We start from the raw sequence: 25,933 nt of genomic DNA on the forward strand, positions 1-25,933 counted from the left end.
TTACTTACCTTCCTTAGACTTGCGCATCGCGTCGGAAATCAGGTCGAGCGCGACGAGCAGCACCACGCCGAAGAGCAAGGCAAGCAGCGACATGGCGGTGGAGATTTGAGAGTTGGACTGGCCGAGCTGGTAGAGCGCGACCTGCAGGTTCATGCGGCCAAGCAGCGAGGCGACGGTGTATTCGCCCAGCACCACGGCAATGGAGATGAAGGAGGCCGACAGAATCGACTGCCACAGGTTCGGGATGATCACGCGGAAGAACACCTTCGGCCAGGAGGCGCCCAGCGAGCGGGAAGCCTCGACCAGGGTCTTCACGTCGATGGAGTTCAGGCCCACGGCAATCGCGCGGAAGGCGAACGGCATGACCAGAATCACGTAGGCGAAGCACAGCCAGATCGGATTAGTGTTGAGCACGTCGGCGGACAGCCAGCGGTAGATCGGGCCCAGACCCACGACCAGCACGATGGCCGGAATGGTCAACGGGAGCGTCGCCACCCATTCGATGGCGCGTTCCAAAGCCTTGGAGCGAATGTGCACGATCACCATCGTGGGCACCAACAGCAGCAGCATGAGCACCACTGTGACCACGCTCAATGCCAGCGAGGTGCCGAGACCCTGCCACAGCACGGTCAGGTCGGCGCCCAGGGATTCGCCGTTACCGGTGAAGATCGCAATCCAGGGGGCGGCGGACCAGCGGCCGGACAGCGGATGGCGCAGCGTGAAGATCAGCATGGCCAAGAGCGGCACGAACAGGAAGGCGAGCGTGACAAACAGAATCACGAACTTGATGATGCTCTGCTTGCGCACACGGGCGGCACGAAGCTGCGGCGGCTTCACTGCGGAGGTTTCGCCGGCCACGGCAGTCGTTTCAGTGGTTGCAGAGGTTTCGTTCACTGCCAACGTCCGGCCCTCTTTTCTACGGCGTGGCTCAGCAGCATCACAATGGCTACGACCACGATCATGGCGAACGCCAGCACCTGCGCGAAGCCCTGCTGGTTGGCGTCCATTTCGTTGCGCATAGCGCCTTGAATCATCAGCGGCACCAGAATCGAACGCTGGGAAAACAGCGCGGCTGCGGTGGCGTATGCGGAGAACGCGGAGGCGAACAGCAGCAGGAACGCGGAGATGAAGCGGGGGGCCAGGATCGGCAGCGCCACGCGCGTCCAGTACTGGAAAGTGTTGCCGCCCAGGGATTCACAGGCCTCACGCCACTGCGGGCGAATCGAATCGACTGCCGGCAGGAAGATGATGATCATCAGCGGAATCTGGAAGTAGCAGTAGATCGTGATCAGGCCAGGCAGGGAGCTCAGCCAATTCGGGTTCACGGTGTAGCCGGTCAGGGTTTTGATCAGCATGGTGCCGATGCCGTTGATGCCGATGGTGGCGATGAACGCGAATGCCAGCATTACACCGCCGAACTGGGCGAGCACGGAGGAGATGGCGGAGACCATGCGGCGCAGCAGGCCGTTCGGCTTGGCGCCGATCACCAGCGCGTAGGAGGCGAGGCCGCCCACCACGGCGCCAATCACCGAGGAGGCGATGGAGACCAGAATGGAGGTGATGAATGCGGCGATGGTATTCGGCGCGAACAGGTTATTGAAGTTCGCCAGCGTGAACGCGCCGCTGCGGTCCTGGAAGGCACCGACGATGACGATGACGGTTGGCGCCAGCAGGAAGCACGCGGTGTATGCGAAGAACGGCAGGGAGACGGCGATGGTGCCAAGTTCCTGGCGATGCTTGGCCAGCGAGGAGGAGGCGGAAGAAGCGGACGGACCCGCCGCCTTGGCGGCAGCAGGCCCGTTCTGTGCGATTGCAGCGGTCATAATGATTCAGACCTTATTCCCGAGAGAATCTCTCAGTTGCCGATCGTCTTGTCCCAGTTGTTCTGGAGCCATTCGGTGATGCGGTTGGCATCATCGTTGGAGTAGGAGACCGGCTTGCCCTCGATGGTCACGGCATCCTTCAGGGTGTCCTGATCAACCGTGCCGTCCTGCTTCATGGAGTCGAGCAGCACCGGGTTGGCGCCACCCTTGAACCACAGGTTCTGGGCCTCGGCGGTGTACAGGTACTCTTCCCAGAGTCGTGCGGCGGCCGGGTGCGGAGCGTCCTTGTTGATGGCCTGGTTGTAGTAGCTGACGACCTGGGCCTTCGGGAAGGTCTTGTACTCCCAGTTCACGCCCTTGGACTTGAGCTCCTTCTTGTAGGAAGCCTGGTTGTAGGTCCAGTCCATCACCACGCCGGTCTGGCCGGAATCGATGGTGCCGTTGGTCACGTCAACGGTGGTCAGGTTGCCGGAGTCCTTGAGCTTCTTGAAGAAGTCAAGGCCGGGCTGCAGGTTGTTGATGTCGCCACCGGCGAGCTGGTTGACCATCAGGTAGCCGTTGAAGGCGGCGCCGGCCTCGGCAGGCTTGCCGTTGAGGGCCACGGTGCCGGCGAACTTCGGGTCGAGCAGGTCGTCAAGCTTGGTGATTTCACCGTACTTGTCCTTGTTCCAGCCGATGGACATGATGCCGGTGTAGTCGGCGTAGTACGCGCCGTTGGCGTCCTTGTTCTCGTCCGGGATCTTGTCCCAGGCCTGCACCTTGTACGGAGCGAAGGCGTCGGTGGAGGTGGCGGCGATGGACTGGCCGACATCGAACACGTCAGGAGCGGCGTCGGTGCCCTTGTTGGTCTTGGCGGCATCGAGCTCTTCCTTGGAGGAAGCGTTCGGGTTGAGCTCGGTGATCTTGATCTTCGGGTACTTCTTCTTGAAGGTGCTAATCACTTCGCCGTAGTTGGACCAGTCGTGCGGCAGAGCGATGACGTTCAGGGCGCCTTCTTCTTCAGCGGCCTTGACCAGGTCGTCCATGGTGCCGAAATCGGAGAGGGAGGTGGCCTTGGCGGACTTTTCGTTCACCTTCACGGCCTTGCCGGTGGAACCGGAGTTGCCATCGGAGGAAGCGCTAGAGGAGCCGCATGCGGCCATCGAGAACGCGAGTACGGCAGCCACGGAGGCAACCGCAATCTTACGCAGGTTGTTCATTGATTATTCCTTTGCTCAACATACATCCAGACGCGGCCTGATAAGCCGAATCTTGGGAGTCGGGGCTTCTATTCGCGCTTGGCTCGTGCACGGTTGGCGACGAACTTGCGCGGCCCATAATTCCAAGACATGAAGGTATGCGGGTTATCTGTCCCGACACTGGCGCTCAGGTGAACTGTTTTCACCGTTTGCGGTACATCTGTTGAACAAAAGGAAACTGAAAGTGAATTAGTGACGGTTACTGACGATGTGTCAATTACGTAGTCGACGTTTTGGGGGTCTGGCATATGCTGTTCTCGACCGTAAGCCTGGTCGAACGCCTAACCTCGTGAGAAGGCGTCACTGGCGGCTGCTCAGTGGCGCCTTCTCGCGATATGGCCAAATTACCAAAAATGAGCCACTGGCAACGAGTCAGTGGCTCATTTTCACGAACTTGGGATTTCTCCCGAAATTATCGGCCGCTTAGCACAGCACGCCTTCGATCAGGCGGGTGATGAGCTCGGTGTAGCCGACTCCCGTGGCCTCCCAGGCCTTGGGATACATGGAAATCGGGGTAAAGCCAGGCATCGTGTTGATCTCGTTGATCATCACCGTGCCATCCGGGGTCACGAACGTATCCACACGGCTCAGTCCGGCGCCGTCCACGGCCTTGAAGGCGCGACGGGCCACGTCGCGCACGTCTTCCAGGACGCTGACCGGCAGGTTGGCAGGCACCTCCACGTGGCTGGCGGAAGCGTCCATGTACTTGGAATCGAAGTCATAGAACTGATCGTCATCCTGGTGGTCGAGCACAATCTCACCCGGCCAGCTGGCTTCAGGCTCCTCGCCCGCCTTCGGGCACAGTACGGCGCATTCGATTTCACGGCCGTCGATGCCTTGTTCGATCAGCACCTTCCAATCGTGCTCGCCAGCGGTGGCCACGGCGGCGGCCAGCCTGTCCTGCTGGGTTTCGCGATCCTCGGCCTTTTCGACCTTGGTCACACCGAAGCTGGAGCCAGCGCGAGAGGGCTTGACGAATAGCGGATAGGCGAGGTCTGCGGCTTCGACCTGCTCCAACACATCGGCGGCGGTGAAGTTGCGTGCGTCCACCATGATGCCGGGAGCCGTGGGAATGCCGGCGGCGTTGAGCACGATCTTGGTGTAGTGCTTGTCCATGCAGGCGGCGGATGCGAACACGCCGCATCCCACGTACGGCACACCCATCATTTCCAGCAGACCCTGAACCGTGCCATCTTCGCCGTACGGGCCGTGCAGCACCGGCAGCACGGCATCCACATGGCCGAGAGATGTCAACGTGTGATGCATGTCTGGGTCGTTCACGTTGACCAGGTTGGAATCGGTGCCGTTGAGATGCGCAGGCTCGCCGGCGAAGAAGCCGTCCTTGCCACGGGAGGGATCGATCATCACCGGGCGGGATTCCGGCGTGATCCTCACCGTCGGCAGCTCGCCACCATCCAGCGACCAACCGCGTGGATCCTCACCATTTACAATCCACTTGCCGTCTTTGGTGATGCCGACCGGAATCGGCTCAAAACGCTCGGTATCCAATGCACCCAGCACACCGGCCGTGGAAATGCATGAAATAGAGTGCTCGTCCGCGCGACCACCGTACAGGACCACAATACGCTTCTTGGCCATAACCATCCTTTAAATAACTACTTCACGTCTACTAGCGATTATCAGCGAATCAACCTACTGGTAGCCTACTCGGCCGTGACCTCACGGCCAAACAATCCAGACAGCATTTCAGAGCAGGAGATGCCTTCGTTGAGCACACGGCTCATCTGGTAGGCCAACGGAGTCGGCACGCCGAGCTGCTTGCCGAGCGCCACCACGGCATCCGTGGTCGGCACGCCTTCGGCCACACCATTGCTCACCTTGGTGGCCTCCTCAACGCTCATGCCCTTACCGAGGTTGGAGCCGAACGTGTAGTTGCGGGACAGTGGGGAGCCGCAGGTGGCAATCAGATCGCCAACGCCAGCAAGACCGGCGAAGGTCTTCGGATCGGCACCGGCCGCGGCACCGAGAGCGGTCAGTTCCGCAAGACCACGGGTTTCAATCATGGCGGCGGTGTTCTCGCCGTAGCCGGCACCACGGGCCATGCCCACAGCGAGAGCGGTGACGTTCTTCAAGCTGCCGCACATTTCCAAGCCGATCACGTCATTGGTCACGAATGGCTTGAAGTAGCTGGTGGTGCAGGTCTCGGCCACCTTCTTGGCATTGTCGAGGTCCGCACAGCCCACCACAGTGGCGGCCGGATGGCGATCGGCGATCTCCTTGGACAGGTTCGGGCCGGAGATGGCGGCGAAACGATCGGCCGGCAAGTCAAGAGCCTCACGCACAACCTCGTCCATGCGCTTGTTGGTCTTGCGCTCGATGCCCTTCATCAGGCTTACCACAATGGCATTCTCGGGAATCAGACCCTTGAATTCGGCGAGCGCGATGCGCGCGAACTGGGCTGCAATGGCCACCACGATGATTTCGGCGTCCTTCACGGCTTCGGCGCGATCGCCGGTGGCGGTCATGTTGTCCGGCAGCTTCTCCACAGAAGGCAGACGCACCGCGTTGCGATGATGGTCGCGGATGCCTTCCACGATTTCCGGCTCGATGGCCCACATGGTCACATCATTGCCGGCGTCGGCCAGAACCTGGCCGAAGGCGGTACCCCATGCTCCTGCACCAAGAACCGTTACCTTTTTACCCATGATTTGATTACTCCTACTGTCTGAATTTCAAGCTTCACTGCACCTTGTGCAATGCTACTCCACTTCGCCGGCGGGGAACGGTCCGCCGGCCCCCGGCCACGGCTTGCGCGACATGCTGCGATAATCCCAATAGCCTTCGGCGGGGAATCGCTCACCACGAATCTCGGCGAGTACCGTGTTCATGCGCTTCAAAACGCGCCACATCAGCTCATTCACCGCTTCAGCCGGAGGCTCCTCCCCCCAGGAATCCATATCGACAAGCAGATCCGAATAATCAAGCTGCCGGTCGTAGCACATCACCACGTTCTTACGCGGCCATGGCCACCAGTGGTTAATCGAGGCCGCACCCCAAGTCACAGCCGGATACAGCGGCACCTGATGACCCAATCGGCGGGAAGACTCCAGCGCAATGTACGCCACACCCTCCTTGATGCTCATCACCCATTTCTTCGGGTCGCGAGTCACCGTGCCTTCAGGCCAAACGGTCAGTGGGCGGCCTGAAGTCAGAATGTCGATGGAGGTCTCTTCGATCTGCTTGGCCTTGCCGGAATGACGCTGTACCGGCTGCATGCCGACCAGTTGGAACCATTTGCCGATCAACGGCCATTTCGCCATCTCGGCCTTGGCCATATAGCGCGGCCTACGGCCCATATGGAACAGGCTGGCCATCGGCACGAACACGTCGAACATCGTCACATGGCTTGCGGCGGTGATGAACGGACCATCCTCGGGAACACGGTCCAACCCCCAAGCGAGCGTCTTGCAGCTGGCGTTGAACACTACGTCCACACCAGTGAGCAACCGCTTGGTGGCTTTGGGGTTCTGGGCGTTGATTTCCTCAACCTTGGCTTTGCGATCCGGACCGGTGGGGAAATCATGCATAGGGTCAACCAGCTGATGCCGCTTTGCAAGCTTGGCGACCTGTTCGTCAGAGAGTGGGCTGACCGCGGAGCGCGGTGACGGTTTTCCTTTGGATGCCATGCCCACTATTGTTGCACGCCCCGGGACTTAAGCCGGCAAAGAGACTCAGCCCGACATTGCCCCGGTACATGCGTATCCAATAGTGAGCAGCGCCAGAAATTCGGGTAATCCGCCCAGTCAGCCCGAATTCTGTACACTGAGCAGCTCTCAGCGCCAGAAATTCCGGAAATCAACGGCATCAGCCCGAATTTCTTGCACTTACACCATATCAGTGCAAGAAATTCGGGCTGATGCGGCTATTTTCCTAAATTTCTAGCGTAATCCGGGGGAATATCGCAGCCATCACAGCACGGCGATGGCATCGATCTCCACAAGGGCGCCCTTGGGGATCATGTTGTTGCCGAAGGCCACACGAGCCGGCTTCACGGAACCGATGAACACCTCGGCGTAACGAGCGTCGACTTCCTTGAAGTCCTCAACGTTCTTCAGGTAGATGGTGGCACGCACCACATGCTCGATGCCGGTACCGGCCGTATCGAGAATATGCTTGATGTTCTTCAGCGCTTGTGCGGCCTGCTCGCCAGCGGTCTCGCCGGCCAGTTCGCCGGTAGCCGGGTCAATGCCCAGCTGGCCGGAGACGAACACGAAACCGTTGACCTTCACGGCCTGGCTGTATGCGCCCAGAGCTGCCGGCGCTTCGGAAGTAGCTACAGCTTCCATCTTTTCACTCATGATCGAGTCCTCTCATTGCCAGCGGCATCCGATGCCACTCCATTCGAACGGATTGCACACCATCCGCCGCACAGAACTCCGGACTCCGGCCGCCGCGCCTGTTATTCCCGGCATATGCCGATTACGTTGCAGTCTAATGGCTGACTTCCCACGCACGATTCATGATGCCCGCCATGCGGCCATGGGTCCCACGACCATACGGCCCTGTGCCATGCGCCGCAGGCAAGCATCACCGACCAACTACCTCCACACCGGGCGGCCGGCCTCCGAACCGCCCTCTCCATCATGCACGGCGAGAGCGAACCGATCGGCCAATTCATGCACACTGCGCGCGCTGGAACCCAGCACACCGTCCGCTCCCATCTTCAGGCATCGGCTACCCTCACGATAATTGGCGCTCACCCCGGCATAAATCGGCACATTGTCACGATTCGCGCGGCTCACGATAGCCTCGTCCATACGATCGCCCCTCATCACCACAAAGCTGGCATCACGAGGCCAGCCGACTTCCGGATGACCGGCGGGACTCACGCATTTGCCAATCTGCCAATCGGGATGCAGCGCACGCATGGCCGTAATCGCATCATCGTTTACCGCCATCACCATCACACGGCCGGCGAAGTCACGCCGTTCTATCACGTCGGAGACCGCATGGGTCAGCCGCCCGGCACCAGCCGACCCGGTTTTCAGGTCAAGCAGCAAGCCCAAATGATCATTGGCATGCTGCGCCGCCATAATCGCCTCATCCAACGTGGGCACGTGGAAGTTCTCCCCGTTTTGGCGCATATGCATATGCTGCAGCTCATGCGTACTCAGACTGTCCACCGGCACGTTGCGTCCACCAGCGGCAAGACGGCCCGTCATGCGGTCGTGAAACACCACCGGCACCCCGTCGGCATCCAACCGCACATCGACTTCCGCGTAATCAGCGCCATTGGCTCCAGCATTGGCAATGGCATGCGTGGAGTTTTCCGGAGCGGAATCGTCACCTCGGTGCGCAATACTCAGCGGCTTGACCTGCCAGCCGCCTACCTCATCCTGCTCTTTGCGCCTCGTGCGCACAGCAGATAGCATTCCCACGCCCAGCACCAAAGCCAGCGACAATACAAGAATGAGAATCCGCGTCATCCAACGCCGGTTCGCCCGGCTTGTCAGCTGAGCGACACACTCGGACCCTGCCATCTCGCACCTCCCTGAAGCGGCACAGCCATGTTCGGCATGCACACACTACGTAGCGATTTCATTATGCGATGCCAGCGCAGCCCAATCCCCCGCTTTCATGGCAACTTCATGGTTATCTCAGGGAAATCTCAGGGTGTATCTGCGCGCTCCAGCCAAGGCGCCGCGCATGTACTGCCTGTTTTGGGGCTGATAACGGCATTATCTGCGCGGCTGGTACGTAAAAGGTCCTGCTTTCGTCAGGAAAGCAGGACCTTGATGGTGGGCCCAAAGGGAATCGAACCCTCGACCTTCTGTTCCGGAGACAGACGCTCTATCCACTGAGCTACGGACCCGAACAACTTCACTACTGTACACCACGCGCCACCCGGCCGCGCCCGCATCGTCGCACAACTCGGTATTCCGCTGGTTCCCGGCGATCCCGCAAATCCGCTCTACAATGGGATTATGTCGGAACTTACAGATGACTTCGAATACGAGCGCCGATTCTTCTGCCGCGAGCTGCCGGCGGAATACGATGACGGCGATACGCCCACGCTAATCATCCAAAGCTATTACGTGCATGCCGACAACTACGCGCTGCGCATACGCCTCGCCTCGCATACGCTGCACATCGATATGACGCCCGACGTCGACCCGCTGGCCATTCTCGACCAGTATCGCGAGCGCTTCACCGAAGCCTACGTGACCGTCAAAGGCCCATCCGTGGGCGGCACGCGGTATGAGGTCGAGCGGGAAATCGATACGCGCATCGCCGCGGAGCTCATCAAGCGCGGCGGCGAGGTGATCATCAAAAATCGCTATTCCGTGTGGATCGCGGAAGATGGCTGGAGCATCGATGTCTTCGGCGGTCCGAATGCGCCGCTCATCGTGGCGGAGGCCGAACGATCAGGACCGGTCACCAATCTGACGATTCCGAAATTCTGCATCACCGAAATCACCGATCAGCCTCGATTCAACAACGACGGGCTTGCCGCCTTGCCATTCAACGAATGGGCCGGCGATTTCGAAGCCGAACTCGCCGAGAACGGCCCGAAATTCCAGCCCTACTTCGGCAAAAACCGCATGGTGTGACTTCAGGCTGGCGGCTGGGATTTATATCACTCTTGGGGCCGCTCCAGACCGCTCAGGCCAAGCTTTACTCGAGAGCGGCATATCCCCGGCCGCCAGCTACCGCGAGAACGTATAGAAAACGTATGTGATCAGTACATCAGCGTGGCCAGGCGGCGGCGAGCGCGCTTCAAGCGTTCGTCGGTTGGCTCGGGAATAGCGAAGTATTCCAGCAGACGCTTGCGCACCGGCTCGATGTCAGCCTTGTGACCGGCAGCGAGAAAGTCCAGCAGACGGTCGAACGCATCCTGAATCTGACCGCCGATCATATCGATGTCAGCCACTGCCAGCTGCGCCTCAACATCATCCGGGGCGGCGGCACCGGCAGCACGCACCTCGCGCACATTGGCCTGGCCGGAGCGGGCCAGCAACAGGGCCTTGGCGCGTTCACGTGCAGCCAAAGAATCACCCGGGTTCATTTCCAACACATGCTCATATGCGGCGGCGGCACCGGCATAATCCCCCTCTTCAGCCAGACGGTGCGCTTCCGCATGCTCCGGCGGCACCTGCTGCGCGGCTCCTGCGCCATCAGCACCGGCACTCTTGGCGGCATCGGAATCCGGATCACCGGAGTATGGCGCAGTGCCACTTACGCCGGCCTGAGCCGCGGCCTGAATGATCTTCGGAATAACCTCATCGCACAGCTGCTTGAGTTCATCGTCACCCGGCAGGCCCTGCAGCAACGGCATCGGACGACCGCCGATCAAGGCGAACAGCGCAGGGGCACCCTGCACCTGCAGCGCCTGGGCAATAGACGGATTCGTAGCAATATCAATACGAGAAAGCTGAATCTTGCCGTCCAACGCATTCACGGCGTCGCCCAATGCGCGGGCCATCGGGAACAGACGGTCATCGGTCGGCACCCACAGCAGCAACAGGATTGGGAAGGTGGCGGAGGTCTGCACCATGGCCTGGAACGTGTTCTCGGTGGTATCAATCACGTAACCACCGGCAGCCGGGGCGCCACCCGCCTGCCCCGGTTCGGCCTTGACCTGATGCTTCAATGCTTCCAAGTCGACCGCGCCTGCCAGAGAAACCCCAGGATTGAATTGCTGATCAGCCATTGCTGCCTCCACATGGTATCGCGCATAGTCACACATACTTGCGCATAACAAAACGATGCTGGAACCGATTGTAGTTCCAGCATCGAAATTGAGCTTCGGAAAAGTCGCGTCTCAGCGATAGGCGGAGACCCGCTGAAGCGCCGATGGCGGCTTATAGAGGCTTATGCGGGGACCCGCCCAGGATTACAGCGCCTCCACCTTCACCGGCTGCCGGTCCGCGCCAACCGCGGTTACCTGCGCACCATCGCCGGACTGAGGCACGTACAACGCCACCACATTGACGTAGGTGACCTTCATCGTGCTGGTGTACTGATCGGAATTGTAGAGAATCTTCTCATCATCGGAGGCAGGCTGGGACTCGCGACCGTCGCCGGCCTGACGCGTCCACACGGAGTCGATGCGCCCCACCACCAGATCACCGCCGTCGGCAGTGCGCATAATCCACATTTGATCCGGCACCGCGGTGAACGTCTGCGACTGGGTGCCGTTATTGCGAGCGATGCCTTCCTGCACCGTACTGGTCAACGTGGCGATGCGCTGACGCAGCATGTCATCGGCGAACGTGGATGCGTATTTGCTGTTCGACCCGTTCTGCAGCACATCGGCGTATTGGGTCAATGCCTCGGTAGGAGTGACCACCAGGCCTTCGTCCTTGGCGGTACCCATCTGGGAGCCGGATGTCGGCACCTCGAACTTCGGCATGCTCACACCGTCGAACAGACGGGCCATGGCGACCAGCTTGTAGTTCTCACGCGCGCTGTTCTGGTCCAGGACCAGCAGACGCTGTGACTGCTGATCCTCGGTGGTCGTGGTGATCGTGAACACCGAACGCGGCCATCCATCATCCGTGGGAATCACCACCTGGGCGACATCCTTCGGAATCGTGGCGTATTTGTTCATACTGCCGCTCTTCTGGGCGATGGTCGCCTGGCTTGTGCGGATCTCCAGCTGCGGGCCGCCCATCACCGCCTTATATCCATCGGCGGAACGTGCTTCGTCAGCCTTGGTCAGGGTATCCAGAATCTTGGTGCGGATCTTCTTTTCCTGGGCTTCGGTCAAATCCGGAGAGGCTTTGGAAGCGGTAGCCGCGGTAGGGGTGGGCAGTTGCCCTTCGCAGGCGGCCAGCGGCAGCACGAGCGCCATGGACGCGGCCATGGCCACGCCAATTCTCTTCCATGCACGCCAACGTTTGCTCATCGGTTTCCCCCCTCCTCATTCGTCTGCTCATCGGTATCGTCTGCGGATTCATTGGATTGCTGCACTTCCTGCGCCAATCGCGCGAAGTACGCGGCCAATTCATCGGATGTGATGACGGAAGTCGCCTCCTCATCCACAGGCCTTGCAGAAGTAGCGAATTCAGTGGAGTCCGCAGCATCGGCAGCGCTTGTGACCGCCTTGGAGGATCCGGCAGCCGAATCGTTACCGTTCAGGAGGATTTCGGCAGCGTTCCGTCCTGCCGCTGCCTGCTGGTCGGCCACGAGGTTGCGGGAAGCCGGATCGACGATCACCGGGGTGCCGATCTGCTCGCCCGACCCGTTGGCTCCGTTGGCTTCGTGATCGGCTTCGGCAACGCCACCACGGCGATGCGCGGCATGGCGACGATGCTTGCGCGCTGGCACGGATTCGGGCAGTCGAGCGCCTATCAGCCCCTGTTCGGCACGTTCGGCGAAGGAAAGGTCGGTATGGATGGTGGCCTTGCCCTCCACCACGCGCTTGCGGCGCTTGTGCGGCGGCATGGCGAACACGGAAGCGCACAGCACGGCGACAACGGCCAGCAAACCACCGGACAGGTAGAACGGCATGGCGAAGTCAGGCACCTGCGAACGCACCCAATGCATCGAGACCTGTGCGCCTGTGCTGGCAGCTCCCCTGCCCAAATCGATGATGGCCATCGTGGAATCAGTGGTTTTGGTGCTGGTCAACGACACATCGCTGTTGCCGCACTTGACCGAAGACCACATGTCCGAGTCCTTGAACTCCACGGCATTCTCGCTATCGGTCGCCTCGACCTGACCGGTCGCCTTGCTTGTCTGCGTGGACAGCGAGGTCCATGAGGACAATCCGGAGATACGGGTATACGACGATTCGGAGGCCACCCAACCGGCCACGTCCTTGGACGCGCCCAGCGCCACGCATACTTCGTTCTTGGAGGAAACCGGGTCCACACTCAACGTGACCTTCTGGTCGAGCAGCGGCAGCACACCCGGGTCGGTGACGATATACCGCGAACCGGTGATGGTGGAGGTTGCCGTGATCTCGGCGGACGGTTTCCATATCGTGGCGTTCAACACTCCCAACACCACGGACGCCACGGCCAGCAGGCCGAAAATCGGCGTCACAATGCCGCGCATGATCATGGCATGACGAGTTGGACGCGCGGCACGCTTGGGCTCGCCGTCCTTGTTCTCCCCGGAATCATTGGTCTCGGATTCGGATTCCTCGGCACTGATCTTCAGGGGATCGATGACATCCTGATCTGGACTCATGGTCTGTTCTTGAGCACTCATAACGACACTATTCTACAATCTTCACCTGTCTATTACCTTGGAACGCGAAAAATCAGGGTTTGCCAGTACGCTGGGATGCCATGCGTAAGTCTTATTTCCAGCCGCTGCTCAAGGCCGCGGCTCTGGCCTGCTCGCTCGCCATGTGCGTCTCTCTGGCCGCCTGCTCAAGCTCCTCTTCCTCTTCCGATGCCAAGGATTCCTCGAAGTCCTCCGCCAACCAGATCGCCGGCGTGACCGCCAAAGGCAAGCTCGGCGAAAAGCCGACCATCTCCTTCAACACCCCGATGACCGTGTCCGACGGCTCCTATGTAGTGCTGCAAAAGGGTGACGGCGATGTCATCGAGGATGGCGATCGCGTCTGCGCCCAGGGCATCGCCCTCAACGTCAAGGATGGCACCGAGCTGATGGACACCTGGACCAAGAACACCCCGGATTGTTCGCTCAAGGTGGATTCCTCCACGCTCTCCTCCACCTACTACAACCAGATCAAGGGCGCGAAGATCAACACCACCATCGGTTTCGGCGTCAACGATTCCGATTCCTCCGGCTACTCCTACATTCTGGCGATGACCTTCGTCTCCAAGTCCAAGGATCTCGAGAAGGCCACCGGCGAGGAGGTCAAGGACGTACCGGCCAACCTGCCCAAGGTGACCCGCGCCAAGAACGGCAAGCCCTCCATCGATATGAACGGGCAGGGCGCAACGGATTCGCTGATCTCCCAGACGCTGATCAAGGGCTCCGGCAAGGAGCTGACCGATAAGAACACCGTGGTGGTCAAATACTCCGGCTGGCTCACCGACGGCACCCGGTTCGATTCCTCCTGGACCAAGAACACCACGCTTGACGCCGACCTGTACTCCGGCGGCCAGCACACGGTGATCACCGGCTGGCAGAAGGGCCTGGTCGGTCAGACCGTCGGATCCCAAGTGCTGCTGGTGATCCCTCCGGACGAGGCTTACGGCGACACAGCTCAGGGCTCGATCCCCGCGAACTCCACGCTGGTGTTCGTGATCGACATCCTCGCCGCGTACTGATTCCTATATTTCCCCGGTTTCCGACTTTGGCTCCCTGTACGTAAGGGAGCCTTTTTGTTATGGATTACGTTACAGTGGGTGCCTATGCGCATTATTGTTGCCGACTGCTCGGCCGAATACTCCGGCCGACTCAACGCCACACTTCCGCCGGCCAAACGAGTACTGCTCATCAAGGCCGATTCCAGTCTGCTGATTTTCTCGGAGCTGGGCTCATACAAGCCGCTCAACTGGATGACCGCTCCGTGCACGATCAAGGAAATCGTGCCGGATACACAGGATGCTCAGGAGCCTGACAGTGAACAGGAGACTCCCGAGAAGGTACTGCGCGTTACTGCCGATAAGGGCTCCGATGTGTTGGAGGTCACGTTGCAGCACGTGTATTCCGATCAATCCTATGATTTGGGCGAGGATCCAGGGCTCATCAAGGACGGTGTGGAAGACCATCTGCAGCGTTACCTTGCCGAGCAGATCGAACGCATCGGCAAGGGCGCGAAGCTCGTACGCCGCGAATACCCGACCGCCATCGGCCCGGTGGACATCATGGCCGTCAATGCCGAAGGCGAGCATGTGGCGGTGGAGATCAAGCGCCATGGCGGCATCGATGGCGTCGAGCAGCTGACCCGCTACTGCGAACTGCTCAATCGCGACCCGCTATTGGCCCCTGTGCATGGCATCTTCGCCGCACAGACCATCACGCCTCAAGCCCAGGTGCTGGCCAAGGACCGCGGCTTCACCTGTCTGATTCTCGACTATGACGATATGAAGGGCACCGAAGACGATTCGCTGAGATTGTTCTAACGCGGTTGTCCCGGCATGAAAGAGGGGCTTCTCTGAACGAATCAGAGAAGCCCCTCTACGCTATGTCGCGCTAGCTGCTAGCCAACCGTGCGATCTCAGGCCTCCGTGCTGGAGTACTGAACGTCGCGGCCGCGTTCAACCGCCACGGTGAGCTTGTTCGAGTCGAAGGAAATGAATCCGTCGGTCACCTCGAACATATGGCGATCGCCATCGGGCTCAACCACGGTGAGCGTCCCCTGCTTGATGACCGTGAGCACAGGCTCGTGGTCCGGCAGGATGCCCATGCCGCCCTCAGAGGCGGGAATGGTCACGCTGGCCGCTTCGCCGTGCCACACAGGATGGTCGGCAGCGACGATATTCACCTTCATCGTGGTCTTTTCCGATTCAGCCATCACTCACCCAGTTCCTTCTGCATGTTGTGCCACTTCTCTTCGAGATCGTCGATGCCGCCGATGCCCGAGAATGCCTGCTCAGGAACGTCGTCGTACACGCCGTCGCAGATGCGGGTGAAGGCCTCGATGGTCTCGTCGGCCGGCACGTAGGAGCCCGGACGACCGGTGAACTTCTCAGCCACGTAGAAGTTCTGGCCGAGGAACTGCTCAATACGACGAGCACGGTTCACGGTGGTCTTGTCTTCCTCGGAGAGCTCGTCGATACCGATCAGGGCGATGATGTCCTGCAGCTCCTTGTTACGCTGCAGAATGGCCTTGACGCGGTTGGCGCACTCGTAGTGAGCCTGGCCCACGTAACGCGGATCGAGGATTCGCGAGGTGGAGCTCAGCGGGTCCACTGCCGGGTAGATACCCTTGGAAGCGATGTCACGAGAAAGCTCGGTGGTTGCATCCAAGTGGGCGAAGGTCGTGGCCGGCGCCGGGTCGGTGTAATCATCGGCCGGCACGTAGATGGCCTGCAGCGAGGTGATGGAGTGACCACGAGTGGAGGTGATGCGCTCCTGCAGAGCACCCATCTCATCGGCCAGGTTCGGCTGGTAACCCACAGCGGAAGGCATACGGCCCAGCAGCGTGGACACCTCGGAACCTGCCTGCGTGAAGCGGAAGATGTTGTCGATGAACAGCAGCACGTCCTGGTTCTGCACGTCACGGAAGTACTCTGCCATGGTCAGTGCGGTCAGCGGCACACGCAGACGGGTACCCGGCTGCTCATCCATCTGGCCGAAGACCAGAGCGGTCTTCTCAAGCACGCCGGCCTCGTCCATTTCGCCGATCAGATCGTTACCCTCACGGGTGCGCTCGCCGACGCCTGCGAACACGGACACACCGCCGTGGTTCTGGGCCACGCGCTGAATCATCTCCTGAATCAGCACGGTCTTGCCCACGCCTGCACCACCGAACAGACCGATCTTGCCGCCCTGCACGTACGGGGTCAGCAGGTCGATGACCTTGATGCCGGTCTCGAACATCTGGGTCTTGGACTCTAGCTGGTCGAATGCCGGCGGGTTGCGGTGGATGGGCCAGCGCTCGGTGACGGTGATCTGCTCATCCGGCTTCTTGTTGAGGATGTTGCCGGACACGTCAAAGACGTGGCCCTTGGTCACATCGCCGACCGGCACCGAGATCGGAGCACCGGTGTCGTACACAGCGGCGCCGCGCACCAGGCCGTCAGTCGGCTTCAGTGCCACGCAGCGCACGGTGGAGTCACCGAGGTGCTGTTCGACTTCGAGAGTGATCTCGGTCGACTTGGCTTCGCCTTCCTCCTTGGCGCCCGTGTTGACGATGGTCACATGGAGGGCGTTGTAGATGTCGGGCATATGGCCGACCGGGAACTCAACGTCGATAACCGAACCCTGGACTCGGGTGACGCGTCCGTGAATCGGCTCGCCGTTGGTCTCGGAAGCCACAGTGGTCTGATTCTCAGCCATAGTGCGTTCCTACTCTTCCTTTGTGTTCAGTGCATCAGCACTGCCGATGATTTCGGTAAGTTCCTGGGTGATCGAAGCCTGACGAGAAGCATTGAGCTTGCGGGTAAGGTCGTCGACCAGATTGCGTGCGTTGTCCGTTGCCGTGTGCATGGCGTTCTGGCGGCTTGCGGTCTCGGATGCCGCAGCGGTCAGCAGGCATTCGTGGATACGGGACTGAACGTACTTCGGCAAGATAGCGTCCAGTACTTCATCCAGGCTCGGCTCGAAGGCATACAGCGGCGGAATATCCTCCGCGGCCTTCTCATTCTCCGGATCCGGAACCTTGGCTTCGTTCTCCACGATCTCGACCGGCAGCATGCGCAGCACACGCACCTTCTGAACCACCATGTTGATGAATTCGGTGAAGACGATGTAGAGCTCAGAAACTCCACCCTGCTCCGCCGGCTTCATATAGGCGTCCATCAGTGTCTTGGAGATCGTCTCGGCGATCTCGACGCCGGGCTGATCGGTGTCGCCTTCCCATGTGGCCGCCACGTCACGGTTGCGGTACTTGTAGTACGTCGAACCACGACGGCCGTACACGAACAGCTCCGGCTGCTTGCCATCCGCCTCAAGGCGGGCCAGCAGCGATTCCGTTTCACGGATGATCGAAGAGGTGTACGGGCCGGCCATGCCACGATCCGAGGTGAGGGCGAGAACAGCCACACGCGGGTTGTTCTCGTCCTTCACAGCGATCGGATGCGTGATATGGGTATGTGCCACCAACGCTTGCACGGCATCGAAAATCGCATCGGTGTACGGCTTCGCGTTCAGGGCCACATCGCGGGCCTTGGCAATGTGCGAAGACGCGATCATCTCCTGAGCGTTGAAAATCTTCTCCAACGACTCAGTGGAGTGGATGCGTGATTTCAATGCGAGTTGCGAGCCCATGGCTTACTTCTCTCCCGCCACGATCTTTTCCTGCTCGACCGGAGCGGCCTTGGAGGTGTCAGGCTTCTTGTCGATCAGCGGCTTGCCGCTGGAGGTCACGAAGGTGGCACGGAAGGCATCCACAGCCTTGGCGAGGGCAGCCTCGGTGTCGGCGGTGAAGTCCTCGGTCTCGCGGATGGTCTTGAGGATATCGGTGTTGTGGTCGAGGTAGTCCAGCAGCCCCTGCTCGAACGGAAGCACGTCCGCCAGCTCGAGATCGTCGAGCTTGCCGTGGGTACCGGTCCACACGGAGACGACTTCCTGTTCCATCGAGTACGGGTGGAACTGCGGCTGCTTCAACAGCTCGGTCAGGTGAGCACCACGGGTCAGCTGGGCCTTGGATGCCGCATCCAGATCGGAGGCGAACATGGCGAAGGATTCCAGCGAGCGGTACTGCGCCAGGGAGATCTTCAGCGTGCCGGAGACCTTCTTCAGTGCCTTGGTCTGTGCGGCGCCACCGACTCGGGAGACGGAGATACCGACGTCCACAGCAGGACGCTGGTTGGCGTTGAACAGGTCGGACTGCAGGAAGATCTGACCGTCGGTGATGGAGATCACGTTGGTCGGGATGTAGGCAGACACATCGTTTGCCTTGGTCTCGACGATCGGCAGACCCGTCATCGAGCCGCCACCGAGGTCATCGGAGACCTTGGCGCAGCGTTCGAGCAGACGGGAGTGCAGGTAGAACACATCACCCGGGTAGGCTTCACGCCCCGGCGGACGACGAAGCAGCAGGGAAATCGAACGATAGGCTTCAGCCTGCTTCGACAGATCGTCGAAGACGATGAGCACGTGCTTGCCGTTGTACATCCAGTGCTGTCCGATGGCGGAGCCGGTGTACGGGGCAATGTACTTGAAGCCTGCGGAATCGGAAGCCGGGGAGGCCACGATGGTGGTGTACTCCATGGCGCCGGCGTCTTCCAGGCTCTGCTTCACCGAGGCGATGGTGGAGCCCTTCTGGCCCACAGCCACGTAGATGCAGCGCACCTGCTTCTTCGGGTCGCCGGATTCCCAGTTGGCCTTCTGGTTGATGATGGTATCGATCGCGATGGCGGTCTTACCGGTCTGGCGGTCGCCGATAATGAGCTGGCGCTGGCCGCGGCCGATCGGGGTCATCGCGTCGATGGCCTTGAGGCCGGTGGACAGCGGTTCGTCGACCGGGTGGCGGTGCATCACGTCCGGAGCCTGGGCTTCGAGGATGCGTCGGCCTTCGCTCTTGATCTCGCCGAGGCCGTCGATCGGCTTGCCCAGCGGGTCCACGACGCGGCCGAGGTAGCCGTCGCCGACAGGCACGGAGAGCACTTCGCCGGTACGGCGCACTTCCTGGCCTTCCTCAATTCCAGCGAAATCGCCGAGGATAACCACGCCGATTTCACGGGCGTCAAGGTTGAACGCCAGGCCGAGCGTGCCGTCTTCGAACGTCAGCAGCTCATTGGCCATGCAACCAGGCAACCCCGTCACGTGGGCAATGCCATCGCCTGCCGTGGCGACATATCCCACTTCTTGGGTGGGGGTGTCGCTCGGCTGGTAGGACGACACGAAATCGTCCAAGGCCTTGCGAATCGAGGCGGGATCGATGGTCAGTTCTGCCATGATCACTCCTTCTATTGGTTATTGTTCAGTCAAGTCTTTGCTTGTGTTCCGCTGTGCGACAGGTGCTGTATGCACTCCAATCGCTCAGTTGCTGCCCGCTTTCACGGTACGGTTGAGGTGCTGCAGCTGGGCCACCACGGTGTTGTCCGTGACCTCATCGCCCACCTGGATGCGCATGCCGCCCAGCACGCTCGGATCGACCACGGAGTTGATGTGCACCGGGCGTCCGGCCTTGGCCGAATAGACCTTGGTCAGGCGTTCGACCTGTTCAAGCTTCAACGGGGTCGCGGTGGTCACCGTGACCATCGACTCACCCATATGGCGCGAGAACTTGTTGATCAACCACTGGATGGTCTCCAGATAGCGGCGGCGACGCAGATTGCAGGTGGCGTGCTCGGCGAGCCTCATCGTGATCTTGTTCAGGCCCTTGCCGTCGAAGATTTCGCGGAAGAGCTTCACACGAGCATCGCTGGAAGCCTGATCGTCGTACAGCTTGGCGCGCACGACCGGCAGGGTCAGCAGTGCCGAATGCAGCCGGGAGAGCTCAATGGACACCTGCAACGTAGCGTCGGTGGCGTCGGCGTAGTACATCATGGCGTCCACGCCGAAGTCTTCGACCGCGTTGGCGATATCACGAGCGCGGCTCCAACGACGAGCGACCAGATCGGTCATGATCTCCATCGTCATCGGGTGGGCCTCGCCCTTGAACAGTTCGTTCAGCACCGCAACCTTGTCTGAGACCGGGCGGGAGGGATCAGTCAGTGCACGTTCCAACGCGATATTGTGGTCCAGCACACTGGTGATCTTGAACAGTTCATTGCCGATTCGCCATGCATCCTCACGGGTGTCACGCAGCTTCGGGGCCAGCGAATCACGCGACTCGCGGTCTGCAATACGAGATGCCTCTCCTCGCATGGTCACCTCCCTTTCTGGTTACGGATGTTCCTGACGATGTTCACGGTCACTTCTTGGCGTCCAGGTCCGCGATCATGGAGTCAATCATCGAGGACTGCACATCGCTGTCCTGAAGCTTGGCACCAAGAATCTTGCCGGCCAGAGCGGTGGCCAGAGCGCCGACCTCGCCCTTGAGCGAGACCATGGCCTGCTGCTGCTGGGATTCCAGCGAACGCTGAGCGTTGGCGGTAATCTGAGCGGCATCGGCTTCGGCACGGGCGCGGGCATCGGCAACGATATGCGATGCCTCGGCGCGAGCGTCGTCGCGAATCTTGGCGGCTTCCACGCGGGCGTTGCTCAGCTGGCTCTCATACTTGGCCTTGGCTTCGGCAGCTTCCTTCTGAGCCTGTTCAGCCTTGGCGATGCCGCCTTCAATCTTGGCGGTACGCTCATCGAAAATGGCCTGGAACTTCGGCATGAAGAACTTGTAGAAGAACACCGCGATGACGGCCAGAATAACCAGCGACCACACGATGTCGTAGACCTCGGGGATGAACAGGTTGATGCCGTTCTCTTCCGCTAAAGTCATTGTCGTTCTCCTTTCATAGCTTCATTTCCGTTTGCGATTGCTTCGTTACCACCGGTCGGCTGCCATGCATGCGCATCGTGCGGTCGTGCGGCGGGTAACGACGGCGATCACTGGAAGATGAAGCCGGCCACCAGTCCGAGGAGGGCCAGAATCTCGACGAATGCCAGGCCCAGGAACATCAGGGTCTGCAGACGGCCGCCGAGCTCAGGCTGACGAGCGGTACCTTCGATGGTCTTGCCGATCAGGATGCCCAGACCGATGCCAGGGCCGATGGCGGCAAGGCCGTAACCGATTGCGTTGAGATTACCAGCGACCTCAGCGAGGGTGATGATATCCATGGGTTTTTCCTTTCTGGTTTTTCTTCTGTAACGAAGGAAATCTTGAAAATCTTGATGTACCGGTGATGGGGGCGACGCCCTTGAATCACTCGGTTTCCGGGTAGCTCATGTTGATGTATGCGGTGGTCAGCATGGCGAAGATGAAGGCTTGCAGCGCAGCGACCAGAATCTCGAACAGGGTCATGATCAGGCCTGCGGCAAGTGTGCCGACGCCGAGGATGGACCACAGCTTGTTCGGGATTTCGATGAGGAACCACTGGGTGGCGGCAAGGCACACACCGACGGTGATGTGGCCGGAGACCATGTTGGCGAAGAGTCGCAGGGTCAGGGAGACCGGGCGAATCACCAGCAGCTCAAGGATCTGAATCGGGGTGAGCAGGATGTAGATCGGAGCGGGCACGCCCTTCGGGAAGAGCTCGTCCTTCAGGAAGGAGCCGAGGCCCTTCTCGCGGATGCCGGCGATCCAGTACTGGCAGAAGCACCAGCCGGCGAAGACCAACGGCATGGTGATGGTGGCGGTGGCTGCGATGTTGAAGCCGGGGATGATGCCGCACAGGTTGAACACCAGAATGGTGAAGAACATGGTGGTGATCATCGGCAGGTAGCGCTGGCCGCGCTCCTTGCCCATCACCTGATAGACGATCTGGTCACGCACGAACTCGATGACCCATTCCACAGCTCCCTGCCAGCGGCCGGGAATCAGCTTGGCTCGTGCGGCGGAGATGCCGAGGATAATCAGCATGATTACCGTGGCGATGATGCGCACCATGATGATGCGGTTCATGGCGAACGGAGTTCCGGGGAAGATGATCTGCGGAAGAAGGAAGTCGTTAACGGTCGGGAATTTCGGACCGTCCGCGGCCAAAGCTAACCCGTTCAAAAGGGCTTCGTTCATTCTCACGCCTCCTGCTTCTTCAATGTCAGGTGTCAGTTTAGACCAGCGAGGTGGCCGAATGTGACGTATTCGTTACTTCTGCTCCTCGCCTCGGGGCTCGCCGGGCGTGGACTGGAGTCGACGCTGCGGCATTCGACTCCGAATGACTGAAAGGTGATTATTGGCCTGAGTTGGGACAATGTCAACATGGCTGAAAATCCTTGGCGTGTCTTGTGCAACCCCTACTGCGCTGTAGGTTTATCGCATTGTTATCGTTTGTTTATCAATATGTCTTATCTATTAGACGGACACATCGAATGTGGTGCATTTTGCTCATTACAACGTCCACATAATGAAAATGCTGCTGTCCGATGTGCGGACAGCAGCACATGGCGCACCGTTGCATTGCCATAGAGCAACGGAAGCGGCAAATCAGTTTTGATGAATCACGCCATAGCCGTCATGCAGGAACGGCTCAAAGTCATCCTTGCGCGGACCTCCCGGCAGATGGCGAATCGAACGATCGGTGCCGAGCTTCTTCTCCTTGCGCAGCTCCGGCACCTCGGTCAAATCATATGGCGTGGTCTGATACACCCAGTTCAGCCAGTTGCGCCACAACAGATTGCCGTGGGCGCGCCAGCTGAACAACGGCTCCAGCGACGGGTCATCATGAGGGAAGTAGTTCTTCGGGAACGGCACGTTGGTAAGCCCCTTGGCCATATCGCGCTCATATTCCTCAGCAAGCGTGTACTTGCCATACTCCCAATGTCCCAGCGCGAACACTTCGGAGAAGTCGCGCGTGGCCACCAGCCCCGGGCCGGACTGAGGGCCCCAGGTCAGCACCTGCAGCTCCTGCTTCTTCAACTCCAGATCAGCCTCGTTCACACCGGCCAGACGCGAATGCGGCTGCAGGGCGATCTCATCGAAGCCGTTGGTCAGGAAGCAATACTCATCCTGCAGATATTGCGGGAAGACGCCGAAGATCTTCTGCGGATAATCCACTTTGCGCACACCGTAGCGGTAATACAGTGCGCCCATCGCACCCCAGCACAGATACATGGTGGAGAACACATGGGTGGAGGCCCAGTCGAGAATGGTCTTGAATTCCTCCCAGTAGTCCACTTCCTCGAACGGCAGATGCTCCACCGGGGCACCGGTCACCACGAAGCCGTCGTAATAATTGTCTTTGAATGCATCCAGCGTCTCATAGAACTTCACCAGATGGTCAGCGGAGACATGCGTGGCCTCATGGGTGGAGGTCTTCATGAAATCCACCTCGACCTGCAGCGGGCTTTTGGAGATGAGGCGAAGCAACTGCGTTTCGGTCTCGATCTTCTTGGGCATCAGGTTCAGAATCACCAGTTTGAGCGGGCGCACACGCTGACGCTCAGCTTCAGGCTTCTCGAGGGCGAAAATACGCTCCGAATCGAGGATGTCACGGGCCGGCAGGCCACTGGGAATCTTGATAGGCATGTTCTCATTATGGCCGCGAAGCGGATATGTCGCACCTTGCATGCGTCGATTTGCACTGCAGGCCACATAGATTCCGCTTATGACCGGTTATGCCCACATCGTTCGGCCCCAGCACGACACGCCGACCAAGACAGCCATGTTGACATTATTCGATTCCACAGTATTGTAGATAGAGCTGTCTGAAAGACAAGCCGACGCGGGGTGGAGCAGCTCGGTAGCTCGCTGGGCTCATAACCCAGAGGTCCATGGTTCAAATCCATGCCCCGCTACCAACGCCTCAGGTTTCACATTGAAGAAACCTGAGGCTTTTTCTATATCATCCATGTTCCAACGGGTGCGACCGCTGAACTTCTGCGACAAAGTCGGGGCAGCAATCCCCATAGCCTGCGCTAAATCCTTTTGTGAAGTCTGCCGAATAGCAATGAGAACTTTCACGTTATACGTGACACGATCCTGAAGGCTTACGCCTTGTTCCCGAGCCTTTAACGCCGGCGAGGCCATTACTGTAGTCATGTGAACTAGATTAGCAATATATAAATTTGGTTTCAACTTTACAATTAGGAATTTGCAAATTCAAGAGTAATCGTGTATAAACGTTGGCTATGTGCGAAACAGATTTGCAAATGCCTAATCTTGGGTTGAGAATCAAAACCCAACTTGTGGCGCACGGCTATACACAGAAGGACGCAGCCGGAGTTCTTGGCATCTCTGAAGCAACCTTGTCAAACAAGATAACCGGCAAGATCAAGTTCAGAGCTGAGGAAATTGCCAGTCTCGCCTATTGGCTTGGCGTCCCCAGTGACGGTCTTCTTGGCCTCAAGCCATTGGAGGTGGCGTGATGTTTGGCTTCGTTTCGTTGGGTGTTTCTTTTTCGTCCTTGGTCGTTTCCTGCATCGCGCTTCACCGGTCCCGTGTGGCAGGGAACGAGGCCGACGGGGCCGTGGAGCGTAGCCGTTACGCTTTGGAGTCCTCACGCAAGCATGTGGGGCTCCCCTACGACCACGGGATCGTTGACAAGTGGGAGACCTGCACACGGTTCGGCTTTAATCCGCAGATCAAGGATGATTGGAACCGTCGCAAGGATTCCGACGGCGTGGTCGATTCCGATGACGCTTTTGAGATGTTCTCGGACGGGACGTATCGGATCGTTCCTAACTCAGGAGCTTTTTCTGTTCTGAAGCCCGTTTTCTGTCGAGAGCATGGAACCTGCGATGACCCATCATGTCCCTATACCGCCTACGCAGGCGTTCAAAGGGTCCGCACTTCATTGGTTCTATGCCCCAGATCGGGAACTGCGTATATCGACACCGGCGGAGACGCGTTGGAGAAGATACCCAATGCACTCCAATTTCTAGCTTCGTCAGATCGCCCGACTGTTCCGGGCGGGGATTCCTCGGGGGTGTGATCGTGATGAAGAACCGCATGGTCTCGCCGGTCAGCTCCGGCAATCTGCCGCAGTCGTTCATGATCCACTCGCTCTGCTTGCCTAGAACTGTTTCGCCGATTTGCCGGCAGTCCCATAGTCCGGCATCGCAGTTCACGCCGATCACTTTGACGTTGAAGGCTCTGCCGTCGCCGCAGTTCGCAAGGTATCCGATGACCGGCGGGTCGATGCCGGCCTTGCTGAAATCCGGCCACAGGAGCTTGTCGCCGTCGAGCATGGCGAAGAGCGGCGCGGCTTCGGCTCTCCATCTCCAACCGCGCGCGAACGTCAACAGCGAAACCATGAGCCCGAAGACGGCTATGCCGACGGTTATCCATGTTTGCGCAGTGAGTCCGAGAAACGTTATTTGCGTAAGGTCCACGCCCATTGATTCTTCCTTCCCTTGTTGTCGTTGGTTGGTTTTGTTGCGATTGACAGCCTACGCCGATGGAGGAAGGACCTTAACCGTAATAATCCCTCTGCTTGCAAAGCAGATGCGCTAATGGAGGTGGTGTTATGAGTGCTCAGATCAGTGTGATCGTGCATGACCGACATAAGGACGAGGTCGTGGTGTGCGTCGTCGGTGATGACGGCAGCGCGTATTCGCGACTGGTCTCGGCCGAGGATCTACAGCAGTGGATTGACGAGTTGCGTCTTGCCCAGCGCCAGCTCGGTTTCCACACGCCGGATTCGAGCAGGCGGGAGACGAAGCCGTGAGGATTCTTAGGGTCGTGCTGGCTGCTCCGTTCGGCTTGTTGGCGTTCGGGTTGATGTTCGTTGCGACGTTGCTGGCGAAACTGGCGTCGTGGATCGCGTGGGATGGTAGGGG

Annotated in this window: 27 protein-coding genes and 2 tRNA genes; 6 read left to right on the forward strand and 23 right to left on the reverse strand. The window is 59.5% G+C overall.

The features are described from left to right. From F7D08_RS01915 to F7D08_RS01955, 9 genes are all read right to left on the reverse strand, one after another. Positions 1-894, reverse strand: a complete 894-nt coding sequence (locus F7D08_RS01915; RefSeq protein WP_404979636.1) for an ABC transporter permease — start codon at positions 892-894, stop codon at positions 1-3. Beyond that, positions 891-1,823, reverse strand: a complete 933-nt coding sequence (locus F7D08_RS01920; RefSeq protein ID WP_152209011.1) for an ABC transporter permease — start codon at positions 1,821-1,823, stop codon at positions 891-893. Before F7D08_RS01920 ends, F7D08_RS01915 begins: the two co-directional genes overlap by 4 nt. Positions 1,824-1,855: 32 nt before the next feature. Then, entirely contained in the window at positions 1,856-3,022 is a 1,167-nt protein-coding gene (locus tag F7D08_RS01925) for an ABC transporter substrate-binding protein (RefSeq protein WP_152209012.1), read from the reverse strand. A 462-nt stretch (positions 3,023-3,484) separates the two neighbouring features. After that, positions 3,485-4,660 (reverse strand): D-alanine--D-alanine ligase family protein, encoded by a 1,176-nt coding sequence (locus tag F7D08_RS01930; RefSeq protein ID WP_152209013.1) that lies wholly within the window; start codon positions 4,658-4,660, stop codon positions 3,485-3,487. 65 nt (positions 4,661-4,725) lie between these two features. Next, entirely contained in the window at positions 4,726-5,727 is a 1,002-nt protein-coding gene (locus F7D08_RS01935) for an NAD(P)H-dependent glycerol-3-phosphate dehydrogenase (protein WP_152209014.1), read from the reverse strand. Positions 5,728-5,781: 54 nt separating this feature from the next. Continuing rightward, positions 5,782-6,708 carry a lysophospholipid acyltransferase family protein gene (locus F7D08_RS01940; RefSeq protein ID WP_152209015.1) on the reverse strand — a complete coding sequence of 309 codons (927 nt, stop codon included), beginning with the start codon at positions 6,706-6,708 and terminating at the stop codon, positions 5,782-5,784. A gap of 282 nt (positions 6,709-6,990) precedes the next feature. After that, positions 6,991-7,380 (reverse strand): Rid family detoxifying hydrolase, encoded by a 390-nt coding sequence (locus F7D08_RS01945; protein ID WP_152209016.1) that lies wholly within the window; start codon positions 7,378-7,380, stop codon positions 6,991-6,993. A 240-nt stretch (positions 7,381-7,620) separates the two neighbouring features. After that, positions 7,621-8,562: a glycerophosphodiester phosphodiesterase family protein gene (locus F7D08_RS01950; RefSeq protein ID WP_152209017.1), complete on the reverse strand. Its 942-nt coding sequence runs from the start codon at positions 8,560-8,562 to the stop codon at positions 7,621-7,623. A 256-nt stretch (positions 8,563-8,818) separates the two neighbouring features. Then, positions 8,819-8,894 (reverse strand) — tRNA-Arg (locus F7D08_RS01955). A 112-nt stretch (positions 8,895-9,006) separates the two neighbouring features. On the opposite strand from F7D08_RS01955, the gene F7D08_RS01960 reads away from it, so the two are divergent. Continuing rightward, positions 9,007-9,633 carry a CYTH domain-containing protein gene (locus F7D08_RS01960; RefSeq protein WP_152209018.1) on the forward strand — a complete coding sequence of 209 codons (627 nt, stop codon included), beginning with the start codon at positions 9,007-9,009 and terminating at the stop codon, positions 9,631-9,633. A gap of 128 nt (positions 9,634-9,761) precedes the next feature. On the opposite strand, the gene F7D08_RS01965 is transcribed toward F7D08_RS01960, so the two are convergent. From F7D08_RS01965 to F7D08_RS01975, 3 genes are all read right to left on the reverse strand, one after another. Then, a complete protein-coding gene (locus F7D08_RS01965) occupies positions 9,762-10,733 on the reverse strand; it encodes a tetratricopeptide repeat protein (RefSeq protein WP_152209019.1) in 972 nt (323 codons plus the stop codon). 183 nt (positions 10,734-10,916) lie between these two features. Beyond that, positions 10,917-11,930, reverse strand: coding sequence for a hypothetical protein (locus F7D08_RS01970; protein WP_152209020.1), 1,014 nt, complete (start codon positions 11,928-11,930; stop codon positions 10,917-10,919). Next, a complete protein-coding gene (locus F7D08_RS01975; protein WP_404979637.1) occupies positions 11,927-13,090 on the reverse strand; it encodes a hypothetical protein in 1,164 nt (387 codons plus the stop codon). Before F7D08_RS01975 ends, F7D08_RS01970 begins: the two co-directional genes overlap by 4 nt. A gap of 230 nt (positions 13,091-13,320) precedes the next feature. Here F7D08_RS01975 and F7D08_RS01980 point away from each other — a divergent pair, with 230 nt between their 5' ends. Continuing rightward, positions 13,321-14,274, forward strand: coding sequence for an FKBP-type peptidyl-prolyl cis-trans isomerase (locus F7D08_RS01980; RefSeq protein WP_152209022.1), 954 nt, complete (start codon positions 13,321-13,323; stop codon positions 14,272-14,274). A gap of 84 nt (positions 14,275-14,358) precedes the next feature. Beyond that, positions 14,359-15,072, forward strand: coding sequence for an endonuclease NucS (gene nucS / locus F7D08_RS01985; protein ID WP_152209023.1), 714 nt, complete (start codon positions 14,359-14,361; stop codon positions 15,070-15,072). 95 nt (positions 15,073-15,167) lie between these two features. On the opposite strand, the gene F7D08_RS01990 is transcribed toward nucS, so the two are convergent. The 9 genes from F7D08_RS01990 to F7D08_RS02030 all read right to left on the reverse strand — a co-directional run bounded on the left by F7D08_RS01990 (position 15,168) and on the right by F7D08_RS02030 (position 23,681). Next, a complete protein-coding gene (locus F7D08_RS01990) occupies positions 15,168-15,464 on the reverse strand; it encodes a F0F1 ATP synthase subunit epsilon (RefSeq protein ID WP_152209024.1) in 297 nt (98 codons plus the stop codon). Continuing rightward, positions 15,464-16,951 carry a F0F1 ATP synthase subunit beta gene (gene atpD / locus F7D08_RS01995; protein WP_100493374.1) on the reverse strand — a complete coding sequence of 496 codons (1,488 nt, stop codon included), beginning with the start codon at positions 16,949-16,951 and terminating at the stop codon, positions 15,464-15,466. The genes F7D08_RS01990 and atpD overlap by 1 nt, the downstream gene beginning before the upstream one ends. Before the next feature lie 9 nt (positions 16,952-16,960). Continuing rightward, positions 16,961-17,881, reverse strand: a complete 921-nt coding sequence (locus F7D08_RS02000; protein WP_100493373.1) for a F0F1 ATP synthase subunit gamma — start codon at positions 17,879-17,881, stop codon at positions 16,961-16,963. A gap of 3 nt (positions 17,882-17,884) precedes the next feature. Continuing rightward, a complete protein-coding gene (atpA, locus tag F7D08_RS02005; protein WP_100493372.1) occupies positions 17,885-19,513 on the reverse strand; it encodes a F0F1 ATP synthase subunit alpha in 1,629 nt (542 codons plus the stop codon). Between the two features lie 84 nt (positions 19,514-19,597). Beyond that, positions 19,598-20,428 carry a F0F1 ATP synthase subunit delta gene (locus F7D08_RS02010; protein WP_152209025.1) on the reverse strand — a complete coding sequence of 277 codons (831 nt, stop codon included), beginning with the start codon at positions 20,426-20,428 and terminating at the stop codon, positions 19,598-19,600. Positions 20,429-20,474: 46 nt separating this feature from the next. Then, complete coding sequence (locus F7D08_RS02015; RefSeq protein WP_152209026.1) at positions 20,475-20,996, reverse strand: F0F1 ATP synthase subunit B; 522 nt, start codon at positions 20,994-20,996, stop codon at positions 20,475-20,477. Between the two features lie 107 nt (positions 20,997-21,103). Further along, the gene (gene atpE / locus F7D08_RS02020; RefSeq protein WP_033890625.1) at positions 21,104-21,334 is read right to left on the reverse strand and encodes an ATP synthase F0 subunit C; all 231 of its coding nucleotides are present in this window, start codon (positions 21,332-21,334) and stop codon (positions 21,104-21,106) included. An 85-nt stretch (positions 21,335-21,419) separates the two neighbouring features. After that, positions 21,420-22,229 carry a F0F1 ATP synthase subunit A gene (gene atpB / locus F7D08_RS02025; RefSeq protein WP_152209027.1) on the reverse strand — a complete coding sequence of 270 codons (810 nt, stop codon included), beginning with the start codon at positions 22,227-22,229 and terminating at the stop codon, positions 21,420-21,422. Positions 22,230-22,640: 411 nt separating this feature from the next. Beyond that, positions 22,641-23,681: a homoserine O-succinyltransferase gene (locus F7D08_RS02030; protein WP_152209028.1), complete on the reverse strand. Its 1,041-nt coding sequence runs from the start codon at positions 23,679-23,681 to the stop codon at positions 22,641-22,643. 195 nt (positions 23,682-23,876) lie between these two features. Between F7D08_RS02030 and F7D08_RS02035 the strand changes: the two genes are divergently transcribed. Beyond that, positions 23,877-23,953: transfer RNA gene (locus F7D08_RS02035), tRNA-Met, on the forward strand. On the opposite strand, the gene F7D08_RS02040 is transcribed toward F7D08_RS02035, so the two are convergent. Further along, a complete protein-coding gene (locus F7D08_RS02040; protein ID WP_152209104.1) occupies positions 23,910-24,194 on the reverse strand; it encodes a helix-turn-helix domain-containing protein in 285 nt (94 codons plus the stop codon). The two genes, F7D08_RS02035 and F7D08_RS02040, sit on opposite strands and share 44 nt — an antisense overlap. Positions 24,195-24,283: 89 nt before the next feature. Here F7D08_RS02040 and F7D08_RS02045 point away from each other — a divergent pair, with 89 nt between their 5' ends. Then, complete coding sequence (locus tag F7D08_RS02045; protein WP_152209029.1) at positions 24,284-24,520, forward strand: helix-turn-helix domain-containing protein; 237 nt, start codon at positions 24,284-24,286, stop codon at positions 24,518-24,520. A 312-nt stretch (positions 24,521-24,832) separates the two neighbouring features. Here F7D08_RS02045 and F7D08_RS02050 read toward each other — a convergent pair whose 3' ends face one another. Next, entirely contained in the window at positions 24,833-25,492 is a 660-nt protein-coding gene (locus F7D08_RS02050) for a hypothetical protein (protein ID WP_152209030.1), read from the reverse strand. A gap of 128 nt (positions 25,493-25,620) precedes the next feature. Between F7D08_RS02050 and F7D08_RS02055 the strand changes: the two genes are divergently transcribed. After that, positions 25,621-25,821: a hypothetical protein gene (locus F7D08_RS02055; protein WP_152209031.1), complete on the forward strand. Its 201-nt coding sequence runs from the start codon at positions 25,621-25,623 to the stop codon at positions 25,819-25,821. Positions 25,822-25,933: the final 112 nt, after the last annotated feature.

It is taken from the genome of Bifidobacterium cebidarum, from assembly GCF_009193305.1.
In the GTDB taxonomy this organism is placed as follows: domain Bacteria; phylum Actinomycetota; class Actinomycetes; order Actinomycetales; family Bifidobacteriaceae; genus Bifidobacterium; species Bifidobacterium cebidarum.